General features: G+C 42.8%; 16 protein-coding genes. 7 read left to right on the top strand and 9 right to left on the bottom strand.

Going from position 1 to position 22,013, the window contains the following annotated elements; translation table 11 throughout:
* Nucleotides 1–207: 207 nt before the first annotated feature.
* On the bottom strand, nucleotides 208–1,986 hold the full coding sequence (locus ABIB39_RS07425) for a DUF885 domain-containing protein (RefSeq protein ID WP_354428638.1): 1,779 nt from the start codon (nucleotides 1,984–1,986) through the stop codon (nucleotides 208–210).
* 95 nt (nucleotides 1,987–2,081) lie between these two features.
* Here ABIB39_RS07425 and ABIB39_RS07420 point away from each other — a divergent pair, with 95 nt between their 5' ends.
* The gene (locus ABIB39_RS07420; protein ID WP_354428637.1) at nucleotides 2,082–2,555 is read left to right on the top strand and encodes a DinB family protein; all 474 of its coding nucleotides are present in this window, start codon (nucleotides 2,082–2,084) and stop codon (nucleotides 2,553–2,555) included.
* 80 nt (nucleotides 2,556–2,635) lie between these two features.
* Here the strand turns inward: ABIB39_RS07420 and ABIB39_RS07415 are convergent, their stop codons facing one another.
* Nucleotides 2,636–3,916, bottom strand: a complete 1,281-nt coding sequence (locus ABIB39_RS07415) for an alpha/beta fold hydrolase (RefSeq protein WP_354428636.1) — start codon at nucleotides 3,914–3,916, stop codon at nucleotides 2,636–2,638.
* Nucleotides 3,917–4,106: 190 nt separating this feature from the next.
* Between ABIB39_RS07415 and ABIB39_RS07410 the strand changes: the two genes are divergently transcribed.
* Nucleotides 4,107–6,542: an outer membrane beta-barrel protein gene (locus tag ABIB39_RS07410; RefSeq protein ID WP_354428634.1), complete on the top strand. Its 2,436-nt coding sequence runs from the start codon at nucleotides 4,107–4,109 to the stop codon at nucleotides 6,540–6,542.
* Here the strand turns inward: ABIB39_RS07410 and ABIB39_RS07405 are convergent.
* Together ABIB39_RS07405 and ABIB39_RS07400 are read right to left on the bottom strand one after the other, a co-directional pair.
* A complete protein-coding gene (locus tag ABIB39_RS07405; protein WP_354428633.1) occupies nucleotides 6,532–6,756 on the bottom strand; it encodes a KTSC domain-containing protein in 225 nt (74 codons plus the stop codon). The genes ABIB39_RS07410 and ABIB39_RS07405 overlap by 11 nt on opposite strands.
* A 39-nt stretch (nucleotides 6,757–6,795) precedes the next feature.
* Nucleotides 6,796–7,179, bottom strand: a complete 384-nt coding sequence (locus ABIB39_RS07400; RefSeq protein ID WP_354428631.1) for a DUF1634 domain-containing protein — start codon at nucleotides 7,177–7,179, stop codon at nucleotides 6,796–6,798.
* Nucleotides 7,180–7,326: 147 nt separating this feature from the next.
* Between ABIB39_RS07400 and leuS the strand changes: the two genes are divergently transcribed.
* Nucleotides 7,327–10,209 carry a leucine--tRNA ligase gene (gene leuS / locus ABIB39_RS07395; RefSeq protein ID WP_354428629.1) on the top strand — a complete coding sequence of 961 codons (2,883 nt, stop codon included), beginning with the start codon at nucleotides 7,327–7,329 and terminating at the stop codon, nucleotides 10,207–10,209.
* 187 nt (nucleotides 10,210–10,396) lie between these two features.
* Entirely contained in the window at nucleotides 10,397–12,952 is a 2,556-nt protein-coding gene (locus ABIB39_RS07390) for a TonB-dependent receptor (protein ID WP_354428627.1), read from the top strand.
* Nucleotides 12,953–13,204: 252 nt separating this feature from the next.
* On the opposite strand, the gene eno is transcribed toward ABIB39_RS07390, so the two are convergent.
* Complete coding sequence (gene eno, locus ABIB39_RS07385) at nucleotides 13,205–14,503, bottom strand: phosphopyruvate hydratase (protein WP_354428625.1); 1,299 nt, start codon at nucleotides 14,501–14,503, stop codon at nucleotides 13,205–13,207.
* Between the two features lie 105 nt (nucleotides 14,504–14,608).
* Complete coding sequence (locus ABIB39_RS07380; protein WP_354428623.1) at nucleotides 14,609–15,346, bottom strand: DUF2490 domain-containing protein; 738 nt, start codon at nucleotides 15,344–15,346, stop codon at nucleotides 14,609–14,611.
* A gap of 174 nt (nucleotides 15,347–15,520) precedes the next feature.
* On the opposite strand from ABIB39_RS07380, the gene ABIB39_RS07375 reads away from it, so the two are divergent.
* On the top strand, nucleotides 15,521–16,159 hold the full coding sequence (locus ABIB39_RS07375) for an energy transducer TonB (RefSeq protein ID WP_354428621.1): 639 nt from the start codon (nucleotides 15,521–15,523) through the stop codon (nucleotides 16,157–16,159).
* A gap of 81 nt (nucleotides 16,160–16,240) precedes the next feature.
* Here ABIB39_RS07375 and ABIB39_RS07370 read toward each other — a convergent pair whose 3' ends face one another.
* Both ABIB39_RS07370 and ABIB39_RS07365 read right to left on the bottom strand, forming a co-directional pair.
* Complete coding sequence (locus ABIB39_RS07370) at nucleotides 16,241–17,359, bottom strand: ABC transporter permease (protein ID WP_354428620.1); 1,119 nt, start codon at nucleotides 17,357–17,359, stop codon at nucleotides 16,241–16,243.
* Nucleotides 17,360–17,431: 72 nt separating this feature from the next.
* Nucleotides 17,432–18,196 (bottom strand): ABC transporter ATP-binding protein, encoded by a 765-nt coding sequence (locus ABIB39_RS07365; protein ID WP_354428618.1) that lies wholly within the window; start codon nucleotides 18,194–18,196, stop codon nucleotides 17,432–17,434.
* Between the two features lie 123 nt (nucleotides 18,197–18,319).
* Between ABIB39_RS07365 and ABIB39_RS07360 the strand changes: the two genes are divergently transcribed.
* Entirely contained in the window at nucleotides 18,320–19,243 is a 924-nt protein-coding gene (locus tag ABIB39_RS07360; RefSeq protein ID WP_354428617.1) for a hypothetical protein, read from the top strand.
* 275 nt (nucleotides 19,244–19,518) lie between these two features.
* Here the strand turns inward: ABIB39_RS07360 and ABIB39_RS07355 are convergent, their stop codons facing one another.
* Nucleotides 19,519–21,324, bottom strand: coding sequence for a MutS-related protein (locus tag ABIB39_RS07355; RefSeq protein ID WP_354428615.1), 1,806 nt, complete (start codon nucleotides 21,322–21,324; stop codon nucleotides 19,519–19,521).
* A gap of 76 nt (nucleotides 21,325–21,400) precedes the next feature.
* Between ABIB39_RS07355 and rlmH the strand changes: the two genes are divergently transcribed.
* Nucleotides 21,401–21,874 carry a 23S rRNA (pseudouridine(1915)-N(3))-methyltransferase RlmH gene (gene rlmH / locus ABIB39_RS07350; protein WP_354428614.1) on the top strand — a complete coding sequence of 158 codons (474 nt, stop codon included), beginning with the start codon at nucleotides 21,401–21,403 and terminating at the stop codon, nucleotides 21,872–21,874.
* Nucleotides 21,875–22,013: the final 139 nt, after the last annotated feature.

Here is a 22,013-nt window from a genome sequence, read left to right as displayed (position 1 = left end):
TTGAAGCATCTAATCGCCGACTTGACAATCGTTTATGCAAAGTTTGTTAATAGATGCTTCGCTATCACTCAGTATGAAAAAGTAAAATTTCCGCTCGCGCAAGTTAAGCATAGCGTAACTTGTTTGAAAACATGTGCAAGCTTTTAGCTTACGCCAGTATTTGTTTTATCCAAATCTGCAAATTCGCATATTCGCACATCTTCTCATCTAATTATTCCCTTTTGGGTCTATCTTGGGTATAGCAAACATTGCCTCTTTAATGTATTTAACCGGGGCGCTGCCATAGCTCAGGAATTTCTCGTTAAACTCTTTCAGCTTGTATTTGTCCGCTTTCTTTTTCTTCCACTCCTCGTGCAGCGCGTTTATTTCTTTGTAACCAGTATAGTAACTCGTTAGCTGTATATTGCTCACGCTAACACGTTTCCATTTGCCTTCGGCCTCAGCTTGTTGCTGAAACGCCTCTTTGGTTAGCATTTTAATAGCATCCTCTTTGGTCATGTTGCTGCTGTGTACACTGTAGTCTAATATGGTGTTACAAACCGATCGCAGGTGCCATTTATACCACATCAGGCGCATTTCCGGCGCGTTATCGCCAAAGCCGGCATCCATCATTTCCTGCTCGCTAAATACCGCCCAACCTTCTACCATCGCACCATTGCCAAAGATAGCTTTGATCATACTTGGCGCTTTGTTGGCGTATACCAGTTGGGTATAGTGGCCGGGGATTGCTTCGTGGATACAAAGGATCTGCAATATATAATCATTGTATTCGCGCAGATAACTCTCCGCTTTTTCTGCCGGCCAGCCCGAAAGGCTACCCACGTTATAATAGGTATTACCGTTCTTATCATACGGGCCCGGCGCGCTGATCGATGCACCGGCAACACCCGCCATATATGCAGGTTCTTTGCGTACAACCAACGGTTTTGTAGGGTCGAGCGTTACAATATCTTTACTCCTGATAAATGCTGTTAGCTTAGGTATCTCTTTCTCAATTGCCGACTGGAACTCACCCGGGGCAACGTGCTTAGCCGATAGCGTATCTATCACCCTGGCAATAAATTCTAAAGAATCTTTCGGGATTGGCTGCTTGCCAAAATATTTGGGCCAAAGCGCCCGGCTTAGCTTGGCCATCTCTTTGTGCAAGAATCTTTTACGCTCTACTGCCGAGTTATAAGTTTGCTGAGCAGTCCCCTCGGCTTGGATCTCGTATTTAAACTTTGCCTCGTAGAATTGCTTACCAAGCCTAAAGCTGCGTGGCTTATCATTTTTCAATACCTTTAACCATGCCGCGTATTCTTTAATAGCCGCCGCAGATATTTTAGCCCTGCCAAGCATTAATGTCTGCTCGCCAGCGGGGATGTTTGTCTTTTTAAGGGAGTCGGCAAAATCATTTTCAATAACACCAACACCACCCAGGTGCTGGTCTATTGCAAGTTGGGTGAGTTCAACAACTGGATTTTTTATTTGCTTCTCGGCCTCTTTATAATACGCAGGGATGTTTTCCATCTTTTGATAAAAACTGCGCAGGCGTTTGGTTAGCGGTGCATAATTTTCATTCAATATTGTAGCGAAAGATCCTATAACATTATATGATGAAGGGTCCCACTCGTATGCTTTAAGCTGCTCGTTGTAAAACTGGATCTTCTCCATTTCGTTTTGCATCAGGCGGCTATCCATCTTGTTAAGATCACTCAGCGTATTAGGCTGGTAGCGGCTCAACGAGTCTATCTGCACTTTGGCAAACTTTACGGCAAGGTCGCGGTTTTTGGCCGATGGTACCAGCAAAAGGCTATCGTATTTATGATAACCAACGCTTGTTGCCCAGTCGGGGTTATTCTTCCATAGTTCCTCTAAAAAGTGGTCTTCGTATCTTAAAAAGGCGGCGTCATCTTTCAGTCCCAACTCCTGGGACATGTTGCCATCTTTTTTACAACCGGTAAATGCAGCCACATACAGGGCCATTAATAGTAGTTTTTTTATCACTATGGTACAATTTAACTTTGGTGCATAAACTTAAAACTTTTGAACCATATAAATCAAACCTGTATCTAATTTGTTAAACAACAAACATATTCATTATGGACCAGCAACACGAAACACTTATAAACGAATTAATAAAACTGATAGAAGGTGGTGGCGCGCATGCTACATTGAAAGATGCACTGTCGGGCCTGCCTAAAGAATTGCGCGGCGTAAAACCCCATAACCTACCCTATAGTATCTGGCAACTTGCCGAGCACATCCGCATTGCGCAGTGGGATATGCTGGAGTTTAGTAAAGACGGCAGCCACCAATCGCCAAAATGGCCTGATGATTATTGGCCTACAGAAGCCGAACCTAAAGATGATGCCGCGTGGGATAATACCGTGAACAAGATTAATGCTGACAGGGCCGAATTTATAAACTTGTTAAAAAGCGACGATATTTACAAAAATATCCCGCATGGCGATGGGCAAAGCATCTTGCGCGAAGCCCTGCAGGTAGCCGACCATAACGCGTACCATACCTCAGAAATTATATTGTTGAGAAGGTTGCTGGGCGCCTGGAAGTAGTTAAAGGATGTGTAGATTTCAGATGTGCAAATATGCAGATGAACTCATTTGCACATCTGGATATCCGTACATTTACACATCTATTTCAATCCCTTTATAAAATTTACTATCCCGGTAACAAGTTCGGGTTTCAGGGGAAGGTCAGGTTTGCTATACGTAGCCGCATTTTGTTCCTTATCTGCCGGGGCCTCTTTTAAAACATGGTTCATATTTGGGATCATCAATAACACCGCGTCCGATTTTGCTTTTTTCAAAAGGTCGGCATCAGTGGCCGGTACCTGGATATCTGTAGTCCCCTGTACGATCAGTACCGGTATTTTTACTTTTTTAATCTCTCGGGCTGGCGAGTACCTGAACCATGATAATAGGTAAGGCTGGATATCCGGCCTGGCTATTGGGTAAAGCTTCGGGTCGATGTTATCCGTAAACTTTCCTTTTTTCAAGCTATCCAGCATTGTTTTAAAGTTATCCTGGATAAATTTAGGGTAAGCCTTCATTTGTTCAGTTACCACAATATCTGCCGAGCGGCCTGCACCCGCAACTGAGATGTAACCTCTAACCGGCTGATCGCGAATAGCCAGCATCCCTACTAACGAACCTTCGCTATGGCCCAAAACGATCACTTTAGAAAAGCGCTGATCTTCGTTCAACAAATTCACCAGGCCTACGGCATCATCCACATAGTCTTCAAAGCGCAGTTGCTTTTCTTTAGTAGTAGTTACACTTTGCCCCACCAGGCGTTTATCATAACGCAGGCTGGCTATGCCATTTTTACCAAGCTCGTTTGCCAGCATTTTATAGGTATTGCCATTAAGGCCAAGTTTAGGGCTGTTACCGTCTCGGTCTGTAGGGCCAGATCCTGCAATGATAATTACCACCGGTATTTTACCTTGTGCATTTGGCGGCGTGGTTAAAGTACCAGAAATAGAACCCGAAAAGGTTTTAAGCAGCACAGGAGACTCCTTTAGAGAGGCGTCCATGGCTATTGATTTAGCTTCCTCCACATACGGGCTAAGCAACAAAGCGGTCAGTTTATTTTGGCTGTTAAGCGATATATTAAGTAAAAAAACGGCATTATCAAACGTGGCCTTGTAAACAGCTAATTGCGAACTGTATTTTAAAAAAGTGTTTTGTTTGATGTTACCCAGTTGCGATTTTAGCTGTACAGTAGTTGGTTTAAACTTATCTAACGGTAAGCTTGCCTTCATTTCAGGGCTAAACATGGTAAAGATGCTATCGGGCTGGTTACTGTTATAAAATTGTTTAAATTTATTGGCAACTGCCGCGTAATTTGCAGGCTCTTGGGCCTTAAGGCGTGCTGCAAATAATAAAACAAACGCTATCAGGTATATTTTCTTCATGTGGTGTGCTAATTGTCTGTGGCGAAATTAATAAATAGAAAGGATTTACTTTTATACTAATAACTTAAAGCAACATTTAATAGTATAAAGTCGTAAAAAGCAATAATAGATTATTTTCCATTGTAAAATTGTTGTTATATTTAAGGCTTTAAATTAGATACTATAAGCAACATTTCTACAAGGTATATTAATGAGGGTTAAATTCGGGTGCTTATTTGCAGCTCTCCTGTCAAGTCTATTTAGTTTTTGTTATGCCCAAACGGGTTCTTCAACTATAAGCGGTAATGTTTTAATACAAAATAACCAACCGGCCCAAGCTGCCACGGTTATTCTATTAAACCTGCCCGACTCATCCGTGGCTATGTCTGCCCTTGTTGGCAATACCGGCAGTTTCCGCTTTTCGTATGTTAACCCTGGCAAATACATTGTTCTCGCTACAAGGCTTGGGTTTAAAAAAGCTTACTCCCCTAACTTTACAATTACAGCCGGGCTCGATAAAACCATCGCCTCCATCACCCTGTCATCAATTAATAAAGAGTTAAAAGAAGTTTCGATAGTTGCCAAAAAGCCCTATATCGAGGTAAAACCGGGTAAAATGATCATCAACCCATCGGCCAGCATCGTTGCCGACGGGCAATCTGTATTAGAAATTTTAAGGCAGTCGCCGGGGGTACGTGTTGATAATAATGACAACGTAAGCGTTAATGGCCGCCAGGATGCCCTGGTAATGGTAGATGGCAAAGCTACCAATCTTAACGGCGCCGATCTGGCAGCGTTGCTTAAAAGCACACAAGGTAGCAACATCGACCGGATAGAAGTGATCAAGGGAGGTTCTGCAAAATATGATGCTGCAGGCGGCGGCATCATCAATATCATTTATAAAAAAGGGACAAACATCGGTACAAACGGCACTTTCAATGCATCCGCTGGGTATGGCAAATACTATAAAGGAAGCACGGGTATTAGCCTAAACCACCGCACAACAAGCTATAATATTTTTGGCAGTTACAGTGTAATTGCGAACAAGACATGGAGAGATGTATATACCAACCGCACCATTAACTACGCGGGTGTCGAAAGTAATTACAATACGACTTATAAAAGTATTACCGAATCGCTTAACCATAATTTTAGGCTGGGGACAGATTTCTTCCTGTCGCCAAACCAAAGTATTGGCTTTTTAATAAACGGGATTGTAAACAATAACAATATTGATAAATACAACACGCTAAAGATCTACAACAACGGCGTATTTGATTCTACCATTGTTTCCCACTCACAGATAGACAGGAATATAAGCAACATCAATTACAACCTAAATTATACGGGTAAACTTGATAAAGCAGGCCGAAAAATAAACGCCAGTGCTACATACAGCAGATCTAAACGCCACTCTGACGAGTACATCACCAACACCTTTGCCAACGAGAACGGTTTTGCTTACCGCGACCCGTTGTTGCTGCAAAATTTATCGCCTACAAAAATAAATAACTGGAGTGGTTTACTAGCTTTTACCAACCCTTTAGCTAAAGGGAGCAAACTTGATGCAGGGCTAAAATATAGCTATACTAATACCGATAATAACCTGGTATTTGGCCCGCAGGTTAACGGCAGATATACAGTTAATACTACTTTTAGTAACCATTTCCTTTTTAACGAAAAAATTGGGGCGGCTTATGTTAACTACACAACCAAATTTGGCAAGTTTGATTTTGATGGTGGCCTGCGTGTCGAATACACAAAGAATGTAAGTAACTCGGTTACCACTAATGAAGTAACTACACGTAAGTATTTTAACTTGTTCCCTACAGCACTATTAAATTACCGCTATAACGACAAAAACGAATTTGCCTTAAACTTAACAAGGGGCATAACAAGGCCGGGATATGATAAATTGAACCCTTTTTTGTATTTTGTTGATCTGTACACCTACCAAGCCGGTAACCCTTATTTGAAACCCGAGTATCATAATACCATTCAGCTTAGCCACACGTATAACAGCGAAACGGTTACAACCTTACGTGCCGACCTTACAACAGGTGCAACATTCCCTTTTTACGGGCAAGACGATGCCAGCAAGTTAAGCCTGAGTGCCGATGTTAACCTGGGCAGGGTTTATACTTATGGCATTAACATCAACACACCCATAAAATTCAATAGCTGGTGGGCCAGTAATTATGACATTGATGCATCGTACCAACGCTACGTTGCTTATGCAGATTATGGCAACCTTAACAAAGGCACAGCAGATGTGATAATTTCCTCTACCCAAACCTTCACATTGCCGGGTGGGTTTGCCGCGCAATTAACGGGCCAATTTGAAACCGCTACGTTTTATGGTATAAAGCAGATTAGGCCTGCAGGCTATGTAGACGCAGGTATTAGCAAGCAAATATTTAACAAAATGGGCAGGCTAAGTTTAACGGGTACCGATATATTCAAAACAAACAGGGATAAGGTTTCTATCAACTACCAAAATGTTAACATTAATATTTTAGACAGGCGGGAATACCGAAAGGTTTATTTAAACTTTAGCTACCGCTTTGGCAAAACAACTCTAAAAGGCGCGGCAAGGCACGTTACCGGTAACGAGGATGAGCAAAACCGCATGAAAATCACTCAATAAAATCCACCTTTTCTTTGGGGTACTTTCCTTTTATACGGGTCACAAAAAAGTTGCCCAGCGATTCGGCGTTTACAAACTTTTTGTAGGATGCCGGCTTAAAATTAAAATATTGCCATACGCCTCCGTTATCCCTAAACTCCAGTTCGAGGATCTGTTGTTCGGGATCATACCCTATACTTTGTAGTGCTGATGACTGTACCTTCCGCCTGCGCATATTATAAAAGCAGGGCAAAGCAAAAATGGTTTTAGAAAATTAACCTGCGTGCCCGCTAAAAGCGCTGATGATAATTATAAGGAGTACGATGAAAGTGATGGCAGTATACAAATGATCTTTCTCCAGGATGAACCCAACAGCGCTAAACATAACCCTTACTATGGGCGTAGCTATTAGCAGTACTATCCCGGCCTGGATGATGGCCCTGCCCCGTAAATTGATGATACCGTTGATGATGCCCCCGGGGCTATGGATAAAATCGGGCACGCCTACAAATTTGTGGTAATTGGCAATGCTTTGTCCGTGGCGTTTCAAATAGATAACACCTCCAATAAAAACTACTGCCATAGAAATAAAAACGCCGGTACGCAGTACCCACCCTATTACCACTTGCATGTCTTTATCTTTAAACCGCTGTATCATTCAATGCCGAAAATAGTGCTTATAAAAGAGCCCGCCAACTTTAATGTTAACCTATATAATATATAGACTTTATTGAAAATCACCTATAAACGCTGATGTTAAAGCAGTTTTTACTATTTTCGCAACCTCAATACGGTAAATAAACAAATGGATTATCAATTTAAAGATATAGAGCAAAAGTGGCAGCAGTTTTGGGCAGAGCATAAAACCTTCAGGGCCGAAAATACCACCAATAAACCCAAGTATTATGTGCTGGATATGTTCCCCTACCCATCGGGCGCGGGGCTGCATGTTGGCCACCCGCTGGGTTATATTGCCTCCGATATTTTTGCACGGTACAAACGCTTAAAAGGCTTTAACGTGTTGCACCCTATGGGGTATGATAGCTTTGGGTTACCCGCCGAGCAGTACGCTATACAAACCGGGCAGCACCCATCTGTAACTACCGAAGCTAACATCGCTACTTACCGCCGCCAGCTGGACCAGATTGGTTTTTCGTTCGACTGGGACCGCGAGGTACGCACCAGTTCGGCCGATTACTATAAATGGACGCAGTGGATCTTTATGCAGCTATTCAATAGCTATTACGATAAAGATGCCGATAAAGCGCAAAGCATTGCCAAACTGGTTGAGCATTTTGAAAATAACGGCTCGGCAGGTATTAATGCCGTTTGCGATGATGAGACCTTAACATTTACCGCTGATGACTGGAAAGCCTTTAACAAGCAGGAACAACAGGCAGAGTTATTGAAATACCGCCTAACCTACCTGCGCGAAAGCACCGTTAACTGGTGCCCTGCCCTCGGTACCGTATTGGCTAACGACGAAGTAAAAGACGGCTTTAGCGAGCGCGGCGGCTACCCTGTTGAGCAAAAGAAAATGATGCAGTGGAGCATGCGAATTACCGCGTATGCCCAGCGCTTATTAACAGGCCTTGACCATATTGACTGGCCCGAGCCCCTTAAAGAAATGCAGCGCAACTGGATAGGCAAAAGCGTGGGAGCGAGCGTAAGGTTCCCGATAAGCCTCTCCCCAGCCCTCTCCGAAGGAGAGGGAGCAGGCAAGAAAGTCTCCCCTAACGGGGGAGATTTAGAGGGGGCTCATTACATAGAAGTTTTCACCACCCGCGTTGATACTGTTTTTGGAGTGAGCTTTTTGGTGATAGCGCCCGAGCATGAGTTGGTTGCAGCGTTGACCACTCCCGGGCAAAAGACCGATATTGATGCATACATCACCCAAACCAAAAAGAAAAGCGAACTTGACCGTATGGCCGATACCAAAACCGTATCGGGCGCGTTTACGGGAAGCTATGTAACCAACCCGCTTAACGGTACACAGATCCCTGTATGGATAGCTGATTACGTTTTGGCAGGATATGGGACAGGCGCGGTTATGGCCGTACCCAGCGGCGACCAGCGCGACTTTTTGTTCGCTAAGCATTTCAATTTGCCAATCATCCCGATCATTGATATCCAAAATATTGAAGCAGAAGCCGACCCCACCAAGGAAGGTAAATACATCAACAGCGATTTTATTAATGGCCTTGGCTACAAGGAAGCAACCGCAGCGGTAGTTGCGAAGCTTGATGAATTGGGCTTGGGTAAAGCAAAGGTGAATTTCAGGATGCGCGACGCCATTTTTGGCCGCCAGCGATATTGGGGCGAGCCTGTGCCCGTATATTTTAAAGGCAACCTGCCCTATTTAATTGAAGAGCAGCACCTGCCATTGTTATTACCCGAGATTGATAAATACCTGCCGACAGAAAGTGGCGAGCCACCTTTGGGAAGGGCTACAGATTGGAGTTACAAGCCCCAGGAATCAAGAGATAAAAACCAAGAGGAAGCTACTTATGCTTACGAACTAAGCACAATGCCGGGTTGGGCGGGCAGCAGCTGGTACTGGTACCGCTACATGGACGCCAACAACGACAAAGAGTTTGCATCGCGCGAAGCGATTGAATACTGGAAAGATGTTGACTTGTACATCGGCGGCAGCGAACATGCCACCGGTCACCTGTTATACAGTCGTTTTTGGAACAAGTTTTTGAAGGATCTGGATTTAGTTGTTGAGGAAGAGCCTTTCAAAAAACTGATCAACCAGGGAATGATACAGGGTAGAAGTAACTTTGTATATCGTTTAATTGACGATGAAGGTAAAGGCACCAACACATTTGTATCGCACGGTTTGATAAAAGAATATAAAACTTCGCCGCTACATGTTGATGTAAATATTGTAGAGAATGAAGTTTTAAACCTGAATAAATTTAAAGAATTTCGCTCGGAGTTTGCTAACGCGGAATTTATACTGGAGAACGGCAAATACATCTGCGGTGTAGAAGTTGAAAAGATGTCCAAGTCCAAATTCAACGTGGTTAACCCGGACGACCTGATAAGCCGTTACGGTGCAGATACTTTGCGCATGTACGAGATGTTCCTTGGCCCGCTGGAGCAAAGCAAACCGTGGAATACCAATGGTATAGAGGGTGTATTTAAGTTCCTTCGTAAATTTTGGAGGTTATTCCATGATGCGGAATGGAACTTTACGGTGAGCAACGAAGTACCTAATAAAGCAGAGCTGAAATCACTGCACAAGATCATCCAAAAGGTGGAGCAGGATATAGAGCGATTCTCTTTCAATACATCCGTATCCAGCTTTATGATAGCCGTTAACGAACTGACTGACCTGAAGTGCAACAAACGCGCTATACTGCAGGAGTTGGTTATCACCCTTGCCCCCTACGCCCCGCATATTTGCGAGGAACTTTGGGTGATGTTGGGTAACCCCGCAGGCAGTATCTCAACCGCGGCATATCCTAAATTTAACCCGGCCTATTTGGTTGAGGATGAGTTTAGCTACCCTATATCATTTAACGGCAAGGTGCGTACAAATATCAGCCTGTCGTTAACTCTGGAGCAATCTGATATAGAAGCCGCTGTATTGGCTAACGCCGACGTACAAAAACAGCTTAACGGCAAGGCCCCTAAAAAGGTAATTGTGGTTAAAGGCCGTATTGTAAATATCGTTATCTAATTACCTTAAATAATTACAGCCCCTGTGCATTGATGCTTTAATAAGCACACGCGCAGGGGCTTTTTGCTCTACCATAGTGTAACATGTACATTACAGTGATACATATTTTACATTAAACCGATAACTGCCTGTAACATTTTTGGCATTTTCGCCTCCAATTATAAAAACGCCCTAATATTTCTCAAATATGAAACGAATACTTTTACTTTTATTAGTTATATGTGCCTCAATATCAGCCAAAGCCCAATTTGGGGTTGGTGGTGGTGGCGGCTCAAATATCATCGGTAAGATCTCTGGTACGGTGATAGATTCACTTACCAAAAAACCGGTTGATTATGCTACCATCAGCATCTTTAAAAGCGGTGCAAAAGCGCCAATAAACGGTGTGTTAACAGATGAAAAAGGAAACTTTAGGCTGGATAACGTTCGTGCAGGTAAATACAAAATTACGGTATCGTTTATCGGTTACCCAACCAAAACTTACGACCCTGTTGAAACTACGGCTTCAAAACCGGACAACAATATGGGCCAGTTGATTATTGCGCCAAGTGCAAAATCATTAAAAGAAGTACAGGTGGTAGGCCAGCAATCACTTATCGAAAACAAGATTGACAGGATAGTTTACAACGCCGAAAAAGACCTTACCGCAGCAGGCGGTAACGCTACAGATGTATTGCAAAAAGTACCATTGGTATCTGTTGACATGAACGGTAACGTAGCCTTGCGTGGCGATCAAAACGTGCGTGTGCTTATCAACGGTAAACCATCGGGTGCAACATCAGCAAGCTTAAGCGATGTATTAAAAACCATCCCTGCCGATCAAATCAAAAGCATCGAAGTTTTAACTTCTCCGTCGGCTAAGTATGATGCTGAGGGCTCTGGTGGTATCATCAACATCATTACCAAAACCAAAAATGCATCTGGCATTAGCGGTGGTGTAAGCGGTGGTGTTGGCACACGGCAAAACAACGGTAACGTTAACTTAAACTATAACAAAAACCGTTTCAATTTTTCGGCTAATGTGGGTGGTAACCTTACCTGGCCGCAAATATCAAGTTCGATGTTCGACCAAACTTTAACCCTTAACGGCAGTACCCAACACAACACAAGCAGCACACAAAACGAAATTAAACGCCACGGTTTAAGAGGATCATTATCTGCCGGTTACGAATTTAACGGCTTCAACAGCATTAACAGTACCCTTACCTTAAACGATGGTGGTTTTGATGCTAACGGTGGTGGCAACTACCATTTTGAAAACGGTGCAATTATAGATTATTTCGGCAAAACAAGTTCAAAAAACAAGTTCAGCGGCTTCGACTGGAATATTGATTACACCCATAAATTTAAAAAAGAAGGCCATGAGATAGTAGTTTCGGGCCAGTGGAGCCATAGCATTGTTAAATCTGATTACCTTAACTTGTTTAGTCTGCGTTATGATAGCCAAAAAGGCAGCAACAATGGTAAAAACAATGAGTACACCGCGCAAGCCGATTATACCAACCCTATCAGCAAAACCTTAAAATTGGAGGCAGGCGGTAAAACCATCCAAAGGCGCATAAACAGTGTTTACGACATATATACCGTGCAAAACGACGATATATTATCAGATAACCCGGTTGGTGTTAACCCTGTTTTAGATACCGAGAACTCTAACTTGTACAACTACGATCAAAATGTATATGCGGGTTATAGTGTGTTTACTGTAAGCTTGCCTAAGAACTACTCCATATTAGCGGGCTTCCGTTATGAAAACACGCAAATAACCGGCGACCCGCAAACTCCTTACGCAACGCCGGGCACTAACTCACAGGCTTTACAGCCATTTACTGCGAGCTATAACACGTACATCCCAAGTTTAACCTTACAAAAGGTTATGGGTGCTAATACGTTTAAATTATCGTACAGCAAACGTATCCAACGCCCAAGCTTACAGGTATTAAATCCGTTTATTAACCGTAGCCAGCAACAAAGCCAAAGCGTTGGTAACCCCAACCTTGCGCCAGAGGTTTCGCAAACTGTTGAGTTAAATTACAACGCCTTTGTTAAATCATCGGTGTTAAACTTCTCGGTTTATTACAAAAACACCCGCGACCTGATAGAAGGTATTGCAACCCCAATCACAGATAACGGCATTGTGGTTAACCGTACCGTACAAAATAACGTTGCATCAAACAATTCAATTGGTGGCAGTTTTTTTGGTTCGATAAACCCTATTAAGGCCTTAACCATTCGTGGTAGTATCAACGTGTTTACTTATAACCCAACGGTTTACGATGCATATACGGGCTTTGTTAGCGCGGATGCTTTAAAAACCCGCCTGGTATCTACCATGTTTGGTAGCGCGCAGCTTACCTTGCCTAAAAACTTTATTGTAGAGGCATTTGGTTTCACCAACTCGGCCCGCAGGACCATACAAGGTAGCAGCCCGGCATTTGGTATCTATGCCTTCGGTATTAAGAAGCAATTTCTGGATAAAAAGGCCTCTATCGGTTTCAATACCGTACAGCCATTTGCAGTTAATAAATCGTTTAACCAAAATATCTCGAGCCCAACATTTACCCAGGTCTCGAAAACCCAGTTCCCTTTCCAATCTTTCGGTATAACGTTTAGCTACAGCTTTGGTAAAATAAGCTTTAAAGCACCAAACCCTACCCAGAAAAAGAAAGGTGTTAATAACGACGACCAGATACAAGGTGGCGACCAAAACGGTGGCGGTGCAGCACCTGCAGGCGGCAGATAATAGCCAAAACAACAATTAATATATTAAAAACGCCCCTCCGAAATCGGAGGGGCGTTTTTTTGTGTGTCAACCATCATCCTAAACCTGTTTCAGGATTTTTCAGGACAATTTAACCACTACGTAAACTATCGACCCTGCATGTGAGATGCCGAATTTATTCAGTGACGGAAACGTTGTGCAACAAAAAAGCCGGTCAATTACTTAACCGGCTTTAAATATTAAATCCTGCCCCCCTTTAGGGTTAAGGGCAAATTATTTCTTATTGTAATATTTAAAATCCTTACCAATAAAACGTGCTGCTTCGCCCAGTTCTTCTTCGATACGTAGCAATTGGTTGTATTTAGCTATCCTGTCAGATCGTGATGCAGAACCGGTTTTGATCTGGCCACAGTTAAGGGCAACGGCAAGGTCGGCAATGGTAACGTCTTCAGTTTCGCCGCTACGGTGGCTCATTACAGATGTGTAACCGTTGGTTTGTGCTAAAGTAACCGCGTTGATAGTTTCTGTTAACGAACCTATTTGGTTAACTTTTACCAGGATAGAGTTAGCCGTATGGGTAGAAATACCTTGTTGTAAACGTTTTACGTTGGTTACAAACAAATCATCACCTACTAACTGTACCTTATCACCAATTTTCTCGGTTAGTAATTTCCAGCCATCCCAGTCATCCTCGCCCATACCATCTTCAATAGAAATGATAGGGTATTTAGCTGCAAGTGATGCAAGGTAATCTGCCTGCTCGGCGCTGGTACGGATAGCACCTTTTTCGCCTTCAAATTTTGTGTAATCGTATTTACCGTCTTTGTAAAACTCAGAAGCGGCACAGTCAAACGCAAGGCAAATATCAACACCCGGTGTGTAACCGGCTTTTTCAATAGCCTGCAAAATGGTTTCAACGCCATCTTCGGTACCTTCAAACTTAGGTGCAAAGCCACCCTCGTCGCCTACTGCTGTAGACAGGCCCCTGTCATGTAATATTTTCTTAAGGTTGTGGAATACTTCGGTACCCCAACGCAAAGCTTCAGAGAAAGATGAAGCGCCAACCGGCATTATCATAAATTCCTGGAACGCGATAGGCGCATCTGAGTGAGAACCACCGTTAACGATGTTCATCATTGGGATAGGAAGCGTGTTAGCGTTAACACCACCAATGTAGCGGTATAAAGGCTGGCGGCTTTCTTGTGCTGCTGCTTTAGCAACTGCCAAAGAAACACCCAGGATAGCGTTAGCGCCCAGTTTACCTTTATTTTCGGTACCGTCAAGCGCTATCATGATAGCATCAACAGCATTTTGTTCAAATACATCAACACCTTTTAATTCATCGGCAATTATGTTGTTTACATTGTCAACGGCTTTTAAAACACCTTTACCCATGTAAACGGCTTTGTCATCATCACGAAGCTCAACAGCCTCGTGGATACCGGTTGATGCACCTGATGGTACTGCAGCGCGGCCAAGCACACCATTTTCTGTAATTACATCTACTTCTATCGTAGGGTTACCGCGCGAATCAAGTATCTGGCGCGCATGGACAGCAATTATTAAGCTCATAGTTTTTATTGTCGAATTTTGAGTGATATACTATACTAATTTGGTCGGCTAAGTTAAGTCCAAAAACAGGAAATAGCAACGCAAATTTTGCATTTGTAATGATTATTAATCGTTTGTGGTAGGCAGGCGCTCATGCTCCACGCTATTTTTACGGTTTATACGGTACATCAGGGTTAGCATCATATTGCTTTTTGCACTGCTGGTAACAGTGGTATAATTGCGCTGATTTATCCAACCTGCCTGTACTATCCATTTCTTATCAAACTGGTAACCTAAAGATGCAGATACCCGGTTACGCTCGAAGTTGGGTGCTTTATTGTTGAAGAAGATCTCGTCGAACACTGATATAAACCAGGTTTTAGCCACTATCTTTTTATTGTTTAGCGGTACAAACATATTTAAACGATAACGGAACCTGTTGCGGTAGTCGCCGTTCACCCAGCGCTGCTCTACCCGGTAACGGTGCTCAAATTTTAGCGGGGTAAGGAATTGGTTGATAGTCATCTGCTCCCAAACCCTAAACTCGTTGGTAAGCGGGCCTTTATCCACATCAAAATAATCGTAAGTATGATAAGTACCTGTACCCAATAAGGCGGTAAAGTTTTTATCGATATCGTAACTCACGCCCGCCTTAGCTTCGTAATACTGGAACTGGCTAAACCCCGCGCCATTTGTACGCGCCTGGAACTCGCTGTAACCGCCCCATTTATGAACGCTATCGCCCGGCATTACCACGGTTACGATCCCCCAGGTACCCGTTTTTGAATCTTGTGCGTTAACTTTAAATGAACAAACTGTTAAAATAACAAGCAGTAGTGTTAAGTGTGAGATATTTTTTAACATTTTTTTAATATTGATTTAATACAAATGTATTTCCTGATTGTTATCTACGTGTTAACTAAACAAGTGTTAATATTATTAATATGTTAAGAATTAACCTTCATGTTAATTTAATGTTAAGAAACTCAAGTGGGTGTATAAAGCTAAAATGTTGCGGGTTTGCGTTATCTTAGCCCTATGAAATTCCCTTTAGTAACCGTTGTTTTTGTATTGCTTACCGGATTTGCGTTCGCACAAGAGGTGCCTGATATACCCGAACCCAAAAAGGATAGCGCTACGGTTGCTTTGGAACAAGAAAGCACTTTTAGGGCAGTTGAGCAATCACCGTCATTTCCGGGTGGGATGGATCGTTTTAATACCTATGTAGCAAACCATCTGGAAATACCACAGCTTACAGCACTATTTGGTTTTACAGGACGCATCGTGGTTGGCTTTACTGTTGATAAAAGAGGGAAACTAACGGATATAAATCCAATAAGCAATAGCGGCTTAGGGTTGGAAAACGAAATAGCTTCGATAATAGCGCAATCGCCATCATGGAAGCCTGGGATACAAAATGGAATACCAGTAGATGTAAAATATACCATTCCCTTTAAATTTAACTTCCAGAAGCCCATTATCGATATGGCCGAATTAAAAGGTTGCGCATATCAGTTTACTTTTCAGATAAAAGATAAAACGTACAGCATAGATCAGGCTGAGCCAATATTAGGCAAAACATTCCCTGCCGATAAGATCGATTACGCAAGATCTTTCACAGAACAGCCCGAAGAAAATAAGAAAGCCAAAAAGTACCTGATACAAATAAAAGACTAAACAAAAAGATACGCGAAATAACGGTAACTACATTATTTCTTTTTGTCTTGTTTCTTGGTTCTATTAGTCTTGAATCTCCCCCTATTCCCACTTAAAGGTTTTAACCGCTACGGCATAAACTATTACGCCCCATATCAGCAGGATAAAAAGCTGGTGGGTAACATCGCCAAGGCCGGCACCTTCAAAAGCTACCTTGCGCATGGCGTTATTTAAGTGGGTTAATGGCAGGGCGTTACTTACATATTGCAGCCATTTTGGAAATGCTGTTATCGAAAAAAATGTGCCCGACAGCAGGAACTGCGGTAACGTAATGATATTTGACAACGGCGGTACGGTGCTTTCGTTTTTGGCGATGCCCGATATGGTAAAGCCGAACCCCATAAATATGACAAGCCCGATAGCGCAAAGCACCAGCATATTAAGCACCGTGACCACCCCGTGGATGAGCGTAAAGCCGAAAGCGAAGTGCCCCACCATAATAATAAACAATGCGCCCAGTAACGAGAACACGATCCGTGCTAAAGCCTCGCCCAGTACAATGCTGTAGCGCTTAACCGGGGTAGCAAAAAAGCGTTTAATAACCAGCGTTAACCTCAAACCAATGAACACGAATGCCGTACCAAACACGCCGCTGCTTAGCAATGAGAAACCCAACTGACCCGGTAATATAAAATCGATGTATTTGTACTCGCGGCCGGTAACTACTGTTTCTTTCAGGTTCACGGCATCCGGTATTTTGATGCCAGAGTAGGCTTTTATCTTGCTCAGCTGCTCGGACTGGAACCTGTAAAAAATATTATTCAACACCGATTTTAACACCCCGCCCTTATCGCCCGATGCATGGCTGTATTGCACGCTCATGTCGATTGGTTTCATCGGCGTGAACGGCCCAACGTTGATGATTGCATCTATGCTACCCTTTGCCAGGTTCTTGTTGATCTCATCAGCCGTTTGATCTTTTATCAAATGGACGATCTTAGTTTGGGCAAGTGCCTTATAAACCGGGTTAAGCGTATCGCAGCCTTTGCTTACGCCCACGTCTATAGACATGCCGCCGCCGCCAATATTGGCAAACACCAATATAAATATCAGCGGGAAAGCCAAACTAAACACCACCGCCGACGGGCTGCGTAAAATAGAACGGAAACTGGCTTTGGCAATGGCCAGGGTTGCGCGGGTATTGCTATAATTTTGGTTCATTGGTTCAATAGTTCATTTGTTCACTGGTATTTAAAACTGCAACCTGCCCACCGGCAACTGCCAAACGGGTCGTTAACTCTCCCGCCACTCCTTGCCGGTAAGGTTAATAAAAACATCCTCCAGATTGGCACCTTTGGTTTGTTTGGCCCGCTCGAAACCGGTTGCTACCAGTTGGTCAATAAAATGGTCTGGGGTATCTATACCGATGATGTGGCCACCGTCAACAAAGGCTACACGGTCGCAAAGTACTTCAGCTTCGTCCATATAATGGGTGGTTATTACAACAGTTGTACCCGCGTCGCGGATCTCGCGGATGAGATCCCAAAGGTTACGGCGCGCCTGTGGGTCGAGGCCGGTGGTAGGCTCGTCCAGGAAAATAATACGTGGATTGTTTATTAGTGTGGTAGCGATAGAGAACCGCTGCTTTTGCCCGCCGGATAGATCTTTGTATTTTGCTTTAGCTTTATCAGTTAGGGCCACCTTCTCAAGCATTTCTGTCGGGGTTTTGTTAACACCGTAAAGGCCCGAGAATAGTACGATCAATTCCGACAAGTTCAAATTTGGATAATAACCGGCTGCCTGTAGCTGCACGCCGATGCGCATTTTGATTTTATCGGCATCCGTTTCGATATTAAAACCATCTACCGTTATCTCGCCAGATGTTTTATCTCGCAGGGTTTCAATTACTTCCAGCGTGGTGGTTTTACCGGCGCCGTTCGGGCCAAGCAGTCCGAAGATCTCGCCCTCGTAAACCTCAAAGCTGATGCCCTTTACCGCCTCAAAATCGCCGTAATTTTTAACCAGGTTTTTAACCGTGATAATAGGTTTGTTTGCCATACGTAAATATGCGTTGTATTTGTTTAAAATGCAATGTACCGTCGGAAAACATCTCAGTATTTTCGGTAAGTAAGTTTAATTACAAAATTTTAAAATTGTTAATTTAGCGAACAACCTTAATTCATGAGAAAACTGTTTTTAATTATTGCCATTGGTCTTGTTTCATGTGAACAGAACACCAATAAAACAAAAAACAACATGAATCATTCTGTGGCTGAAAAAAAAGCACAAAGCGACTCATTATCATATACGGTGTTTCCTTATAACGTTGAAGAGTTTGACTGGAAAAATTTTGATAAACAAAATAACGAACTTAAAAACCAATTCATGCGATCCCCTCCTGTTGAATTAAAGGATGCTTATGAGTATTACAAAGGAGAATTTTCCAGTGTGACTGATCTGCAAAAGGCATTGCATATTTATGATATTGATGCAGATGGCACAGATGATATTATTTTTGAAGGACAAAGTGGTGGTGAACCATTAGAAACTGCTTTAATACTTAATACAAAAAAAGGACTGAAAGTAATTTTCATTACCCTTCAAACCGTAAAAGGTATTACGTTAGATAAAAATAAAAGAATAAGTAAATTATATATTAAAGACCCTGGTTGCTGTGCCGAATATATTGAATTTAATAAAATCTATGATGTTATCTACACTACCAGCCAGCCAAAAATAAAACTGCAATACCTGTCGGCCAATCATGTGAGCACATACTTCCCAGAAAAATACCTCTCACGGCCTATAAACTTTGAAGTGCTTAATGATAATTATAAACTACGCACAAAACCGATTGAGGATAATAAATCACAAATGGCACTTGATGGCGAAATACATAGTGGCAACGATGTGGCACTTCTTAAAAAGGCAACAAAGGGTAAAGCATTTGCGACCGCAACCGATAAAACTGGACGCGAATGGTGGTTAGTACAAATAAACCCTAAATTCACTATTAAAGGCTTCTTCCACGAAAGTGAGGACAGCGCTCTAAAGGCCTACAAAATTGGCTGGATAAGTAGCCGTTTTATAAAAAAGCTTGAATAAGCTGCTTACTCTCGTATATCCCAAGGTAAAACTTTTTAAAATATCAAATGGCCCAATAAACTGATGAGTACAACGGCTTTTGTTAACAAAGCTACAATGGTGGTTAGTGCAGGTAGTGTGAGTAAAGTTGTCATGATGTTTGTGTGTTTTAACACTACAAAAGTGTATCAAACCCAAACTTTTTAACAGCATTATTAGGCGAACGGAAACAAATTGTCGGTAAATGTATTCCAAACAGGAATGAGCATCGGAAAATTAGCGGTTGCCCCTACAACTTACTCCTCTCCCACGTTTATCCCTATCTGCTTTAGCAGTAACGATGCGTTAAAGGTTTTGCACTCGCCGTGTTTTATCTTGTAATCGAACAGCATTTCGGCATCAATTACTTGTATATCAAAATAGTAATTGCGTACGTAACCGGGGTATTTATCTTCCAGGCGGGCAATCTGCAGATCGTGTGTGGCAACCATGCCTACCCCCTTTTTGCTGATAAGCTGCTCTATCACGGCTTTACTGCCTAAATATTTATCCATGGAGTTTGTACCGCGCAGCATCTCGTCTATCAAAAAGAAAACCCGGTGCTCATTTTCTACCGCAGCAAGCAACATTTGCAGGCGGTCAAGCTCGGCTTTAAACGTTGAAGTGCTTTCGTTAAGCGAGTCTTTGATGCGCATGTAACTTACAATTGTGATCACAGAAACTTCCATCGCGCCTGCGCAAACAGTAGACCCGGCAAGTGCCAACACCGTATTGATGCCAACGGTGCGCAGGAAAGTGCTTTTACCCGCCATGTTACTACCTGTGATGATATCGATACTATAAGCATCCCGCAAGTTATAATCGTTATCAACCCGTTTACCTCGGATAAGCGGGTGGGCGATGTTTTTAGCAGTAACGGTATAACCTTCCGTATCGGCAATAATGGGGTACACCCAGTCGGGGTAATTGATGGCAGGCACGGCAATACTTATTAAAGCCTCAAAATCGGCAATCACATCAAAGGCTTCTTCCAGGTTTTCGCAGTTGCTGCGTTTCCAATTCTCAATGGCGATGATCTGGCGGATATCCCACAGTAAAAACAAATTAAGTATAACACCTACTATAACGTTAAGGTGGTAGTTCAACTTGCTTATCAACTCCGATAGCTCTTTTATTTTGGTGGATGTTTTATCGTCCTTTAATTTTTGGGCAAGGCTGTTGTTATAAACGGCATCCCAGGTTTGACTTTCTATTTTTTGGAATACCCCGGCATAATTGCCCAGCATGGTTCCAATTTTATCAGCTATCATATCAGCCTTCCTGATGTCGGTAGCCCGCGACAGTACCAGACCCATATTCACCAGGCCAATAATAATGGCGGCAATTTTAGCCAAAGGATAAAAATAAGCTATCGCGATAGCGCCTAACAAAAGCCAGGGTGCAATTTTAGCATACTTGCTTAGCCACTTTTCGCCGGTTAGGTTTAGTGGCAGGTGCAGGTATTTAAACAGGTTAGCAAGGCGGTGAATATCCCCGTCGTTACTGAATAAAAGCAGGGCTTGCAGTTCAATTTTCCAACTTTGTTTAAGGGCGATCTCTTTAACAGCTTCCTGTCGTAACAAAACTGTGGGTTTATCTGCCGGGGCATTTAACCACGCAGCCAATTTATCGTTTCCGGTTGTGGTAGCCGCCCGGTTTATCAAATTAAACAGCGAAGTGTTGCCAAAAATATCCAGATCGGAACTGTAAAAATGCTTTTCGTTACTGTATCGCTGGCCGTTATTATACAGGTTGGTGTTACCTTGCAGGCTATCTATCTCGTTAAGGTTAATGCGCTGAAGATCCAGATAGTAGTTGCGTTGGCGCTCGTACCCGCCCTGGCGGGCAACAAGCCATGCAAAGGCCGCCAATAAAACCACAAAGCCAACAGCCATAATGGTAAAATTATCCTGCACGATAGTAAGGTAGATGGCGAAAACCATCAGCCCGAAAATGCCCAGCCTTAACAGCGAATAGGTATTGGCCAACTTTTTAAATTTATCAGCTTCCTGCTTTGCCTGCGCGGCGGCCCCGGTATAGTTATCAATTATAGTTTGTTGCACAGATATTATAGATATTTTTGCACTTCAATGTTACAACAATAAGATAACATTTCAACCCAAATAGTTACATCTGTAAATGAAGATAACGTTTATCACCGTTGGTAAAACCGAGGACGCCTATTTAAAGGACGGTATTGAAAAATATATTAAACGCCTTAAACATTACACCAAGCTGGAACTGTTTGATATCCCCGAACTTAAAAATACCAAAGCCCTAACCGAGGACCAGCAAAAAGCCAAAGAAGCCGAACTGATCCTCAAAAAAATAACCGTTCAGGACCATGTGATACTGCTCGACGAAAATGGCATGGAATTTACCTCCGTGCAGTTTGCCAACTATATCAATAAACGTTCGGTATCATCAAGTGCCAACCTCATCTTCATCGTGGGCGGCCCCTACGGGTTCGATCAAACCGTTTACCAGCGCGCCAATGATAAGATCTCGCTTAGCCGAATGACGTTCTCACACCAAATGGTGCGCCTGTTTTTTGTAGAACAATTGTACCGCGCCTACAGTATTATTAAGGGCGAACCGTATCATCATCAGTAGATGGGAAGATGCAGGGATATGCAGATGTGCAGATGTGCAGATGTATTAAGCGTTGTATTGATGAGATACATATGCCAAAATGTAATTTTCATATGCACATTTGGATAGCTGCACATCTGCACATTAAAGAATAATCTGC

This window comes from Mucilaginibacter sp. UYP27 (assembly GCF_040547175.1).
Taxonomy (GTDB): domain Bacteria; phylum Bacteroidota; class Bacteroidia; order Sphingobacteriales; family Sphingobacteriaceae; genus Mucilaginibacter.
This window is presented reverse-complemented; position numbering and strand designations above follow the sequence as displayed.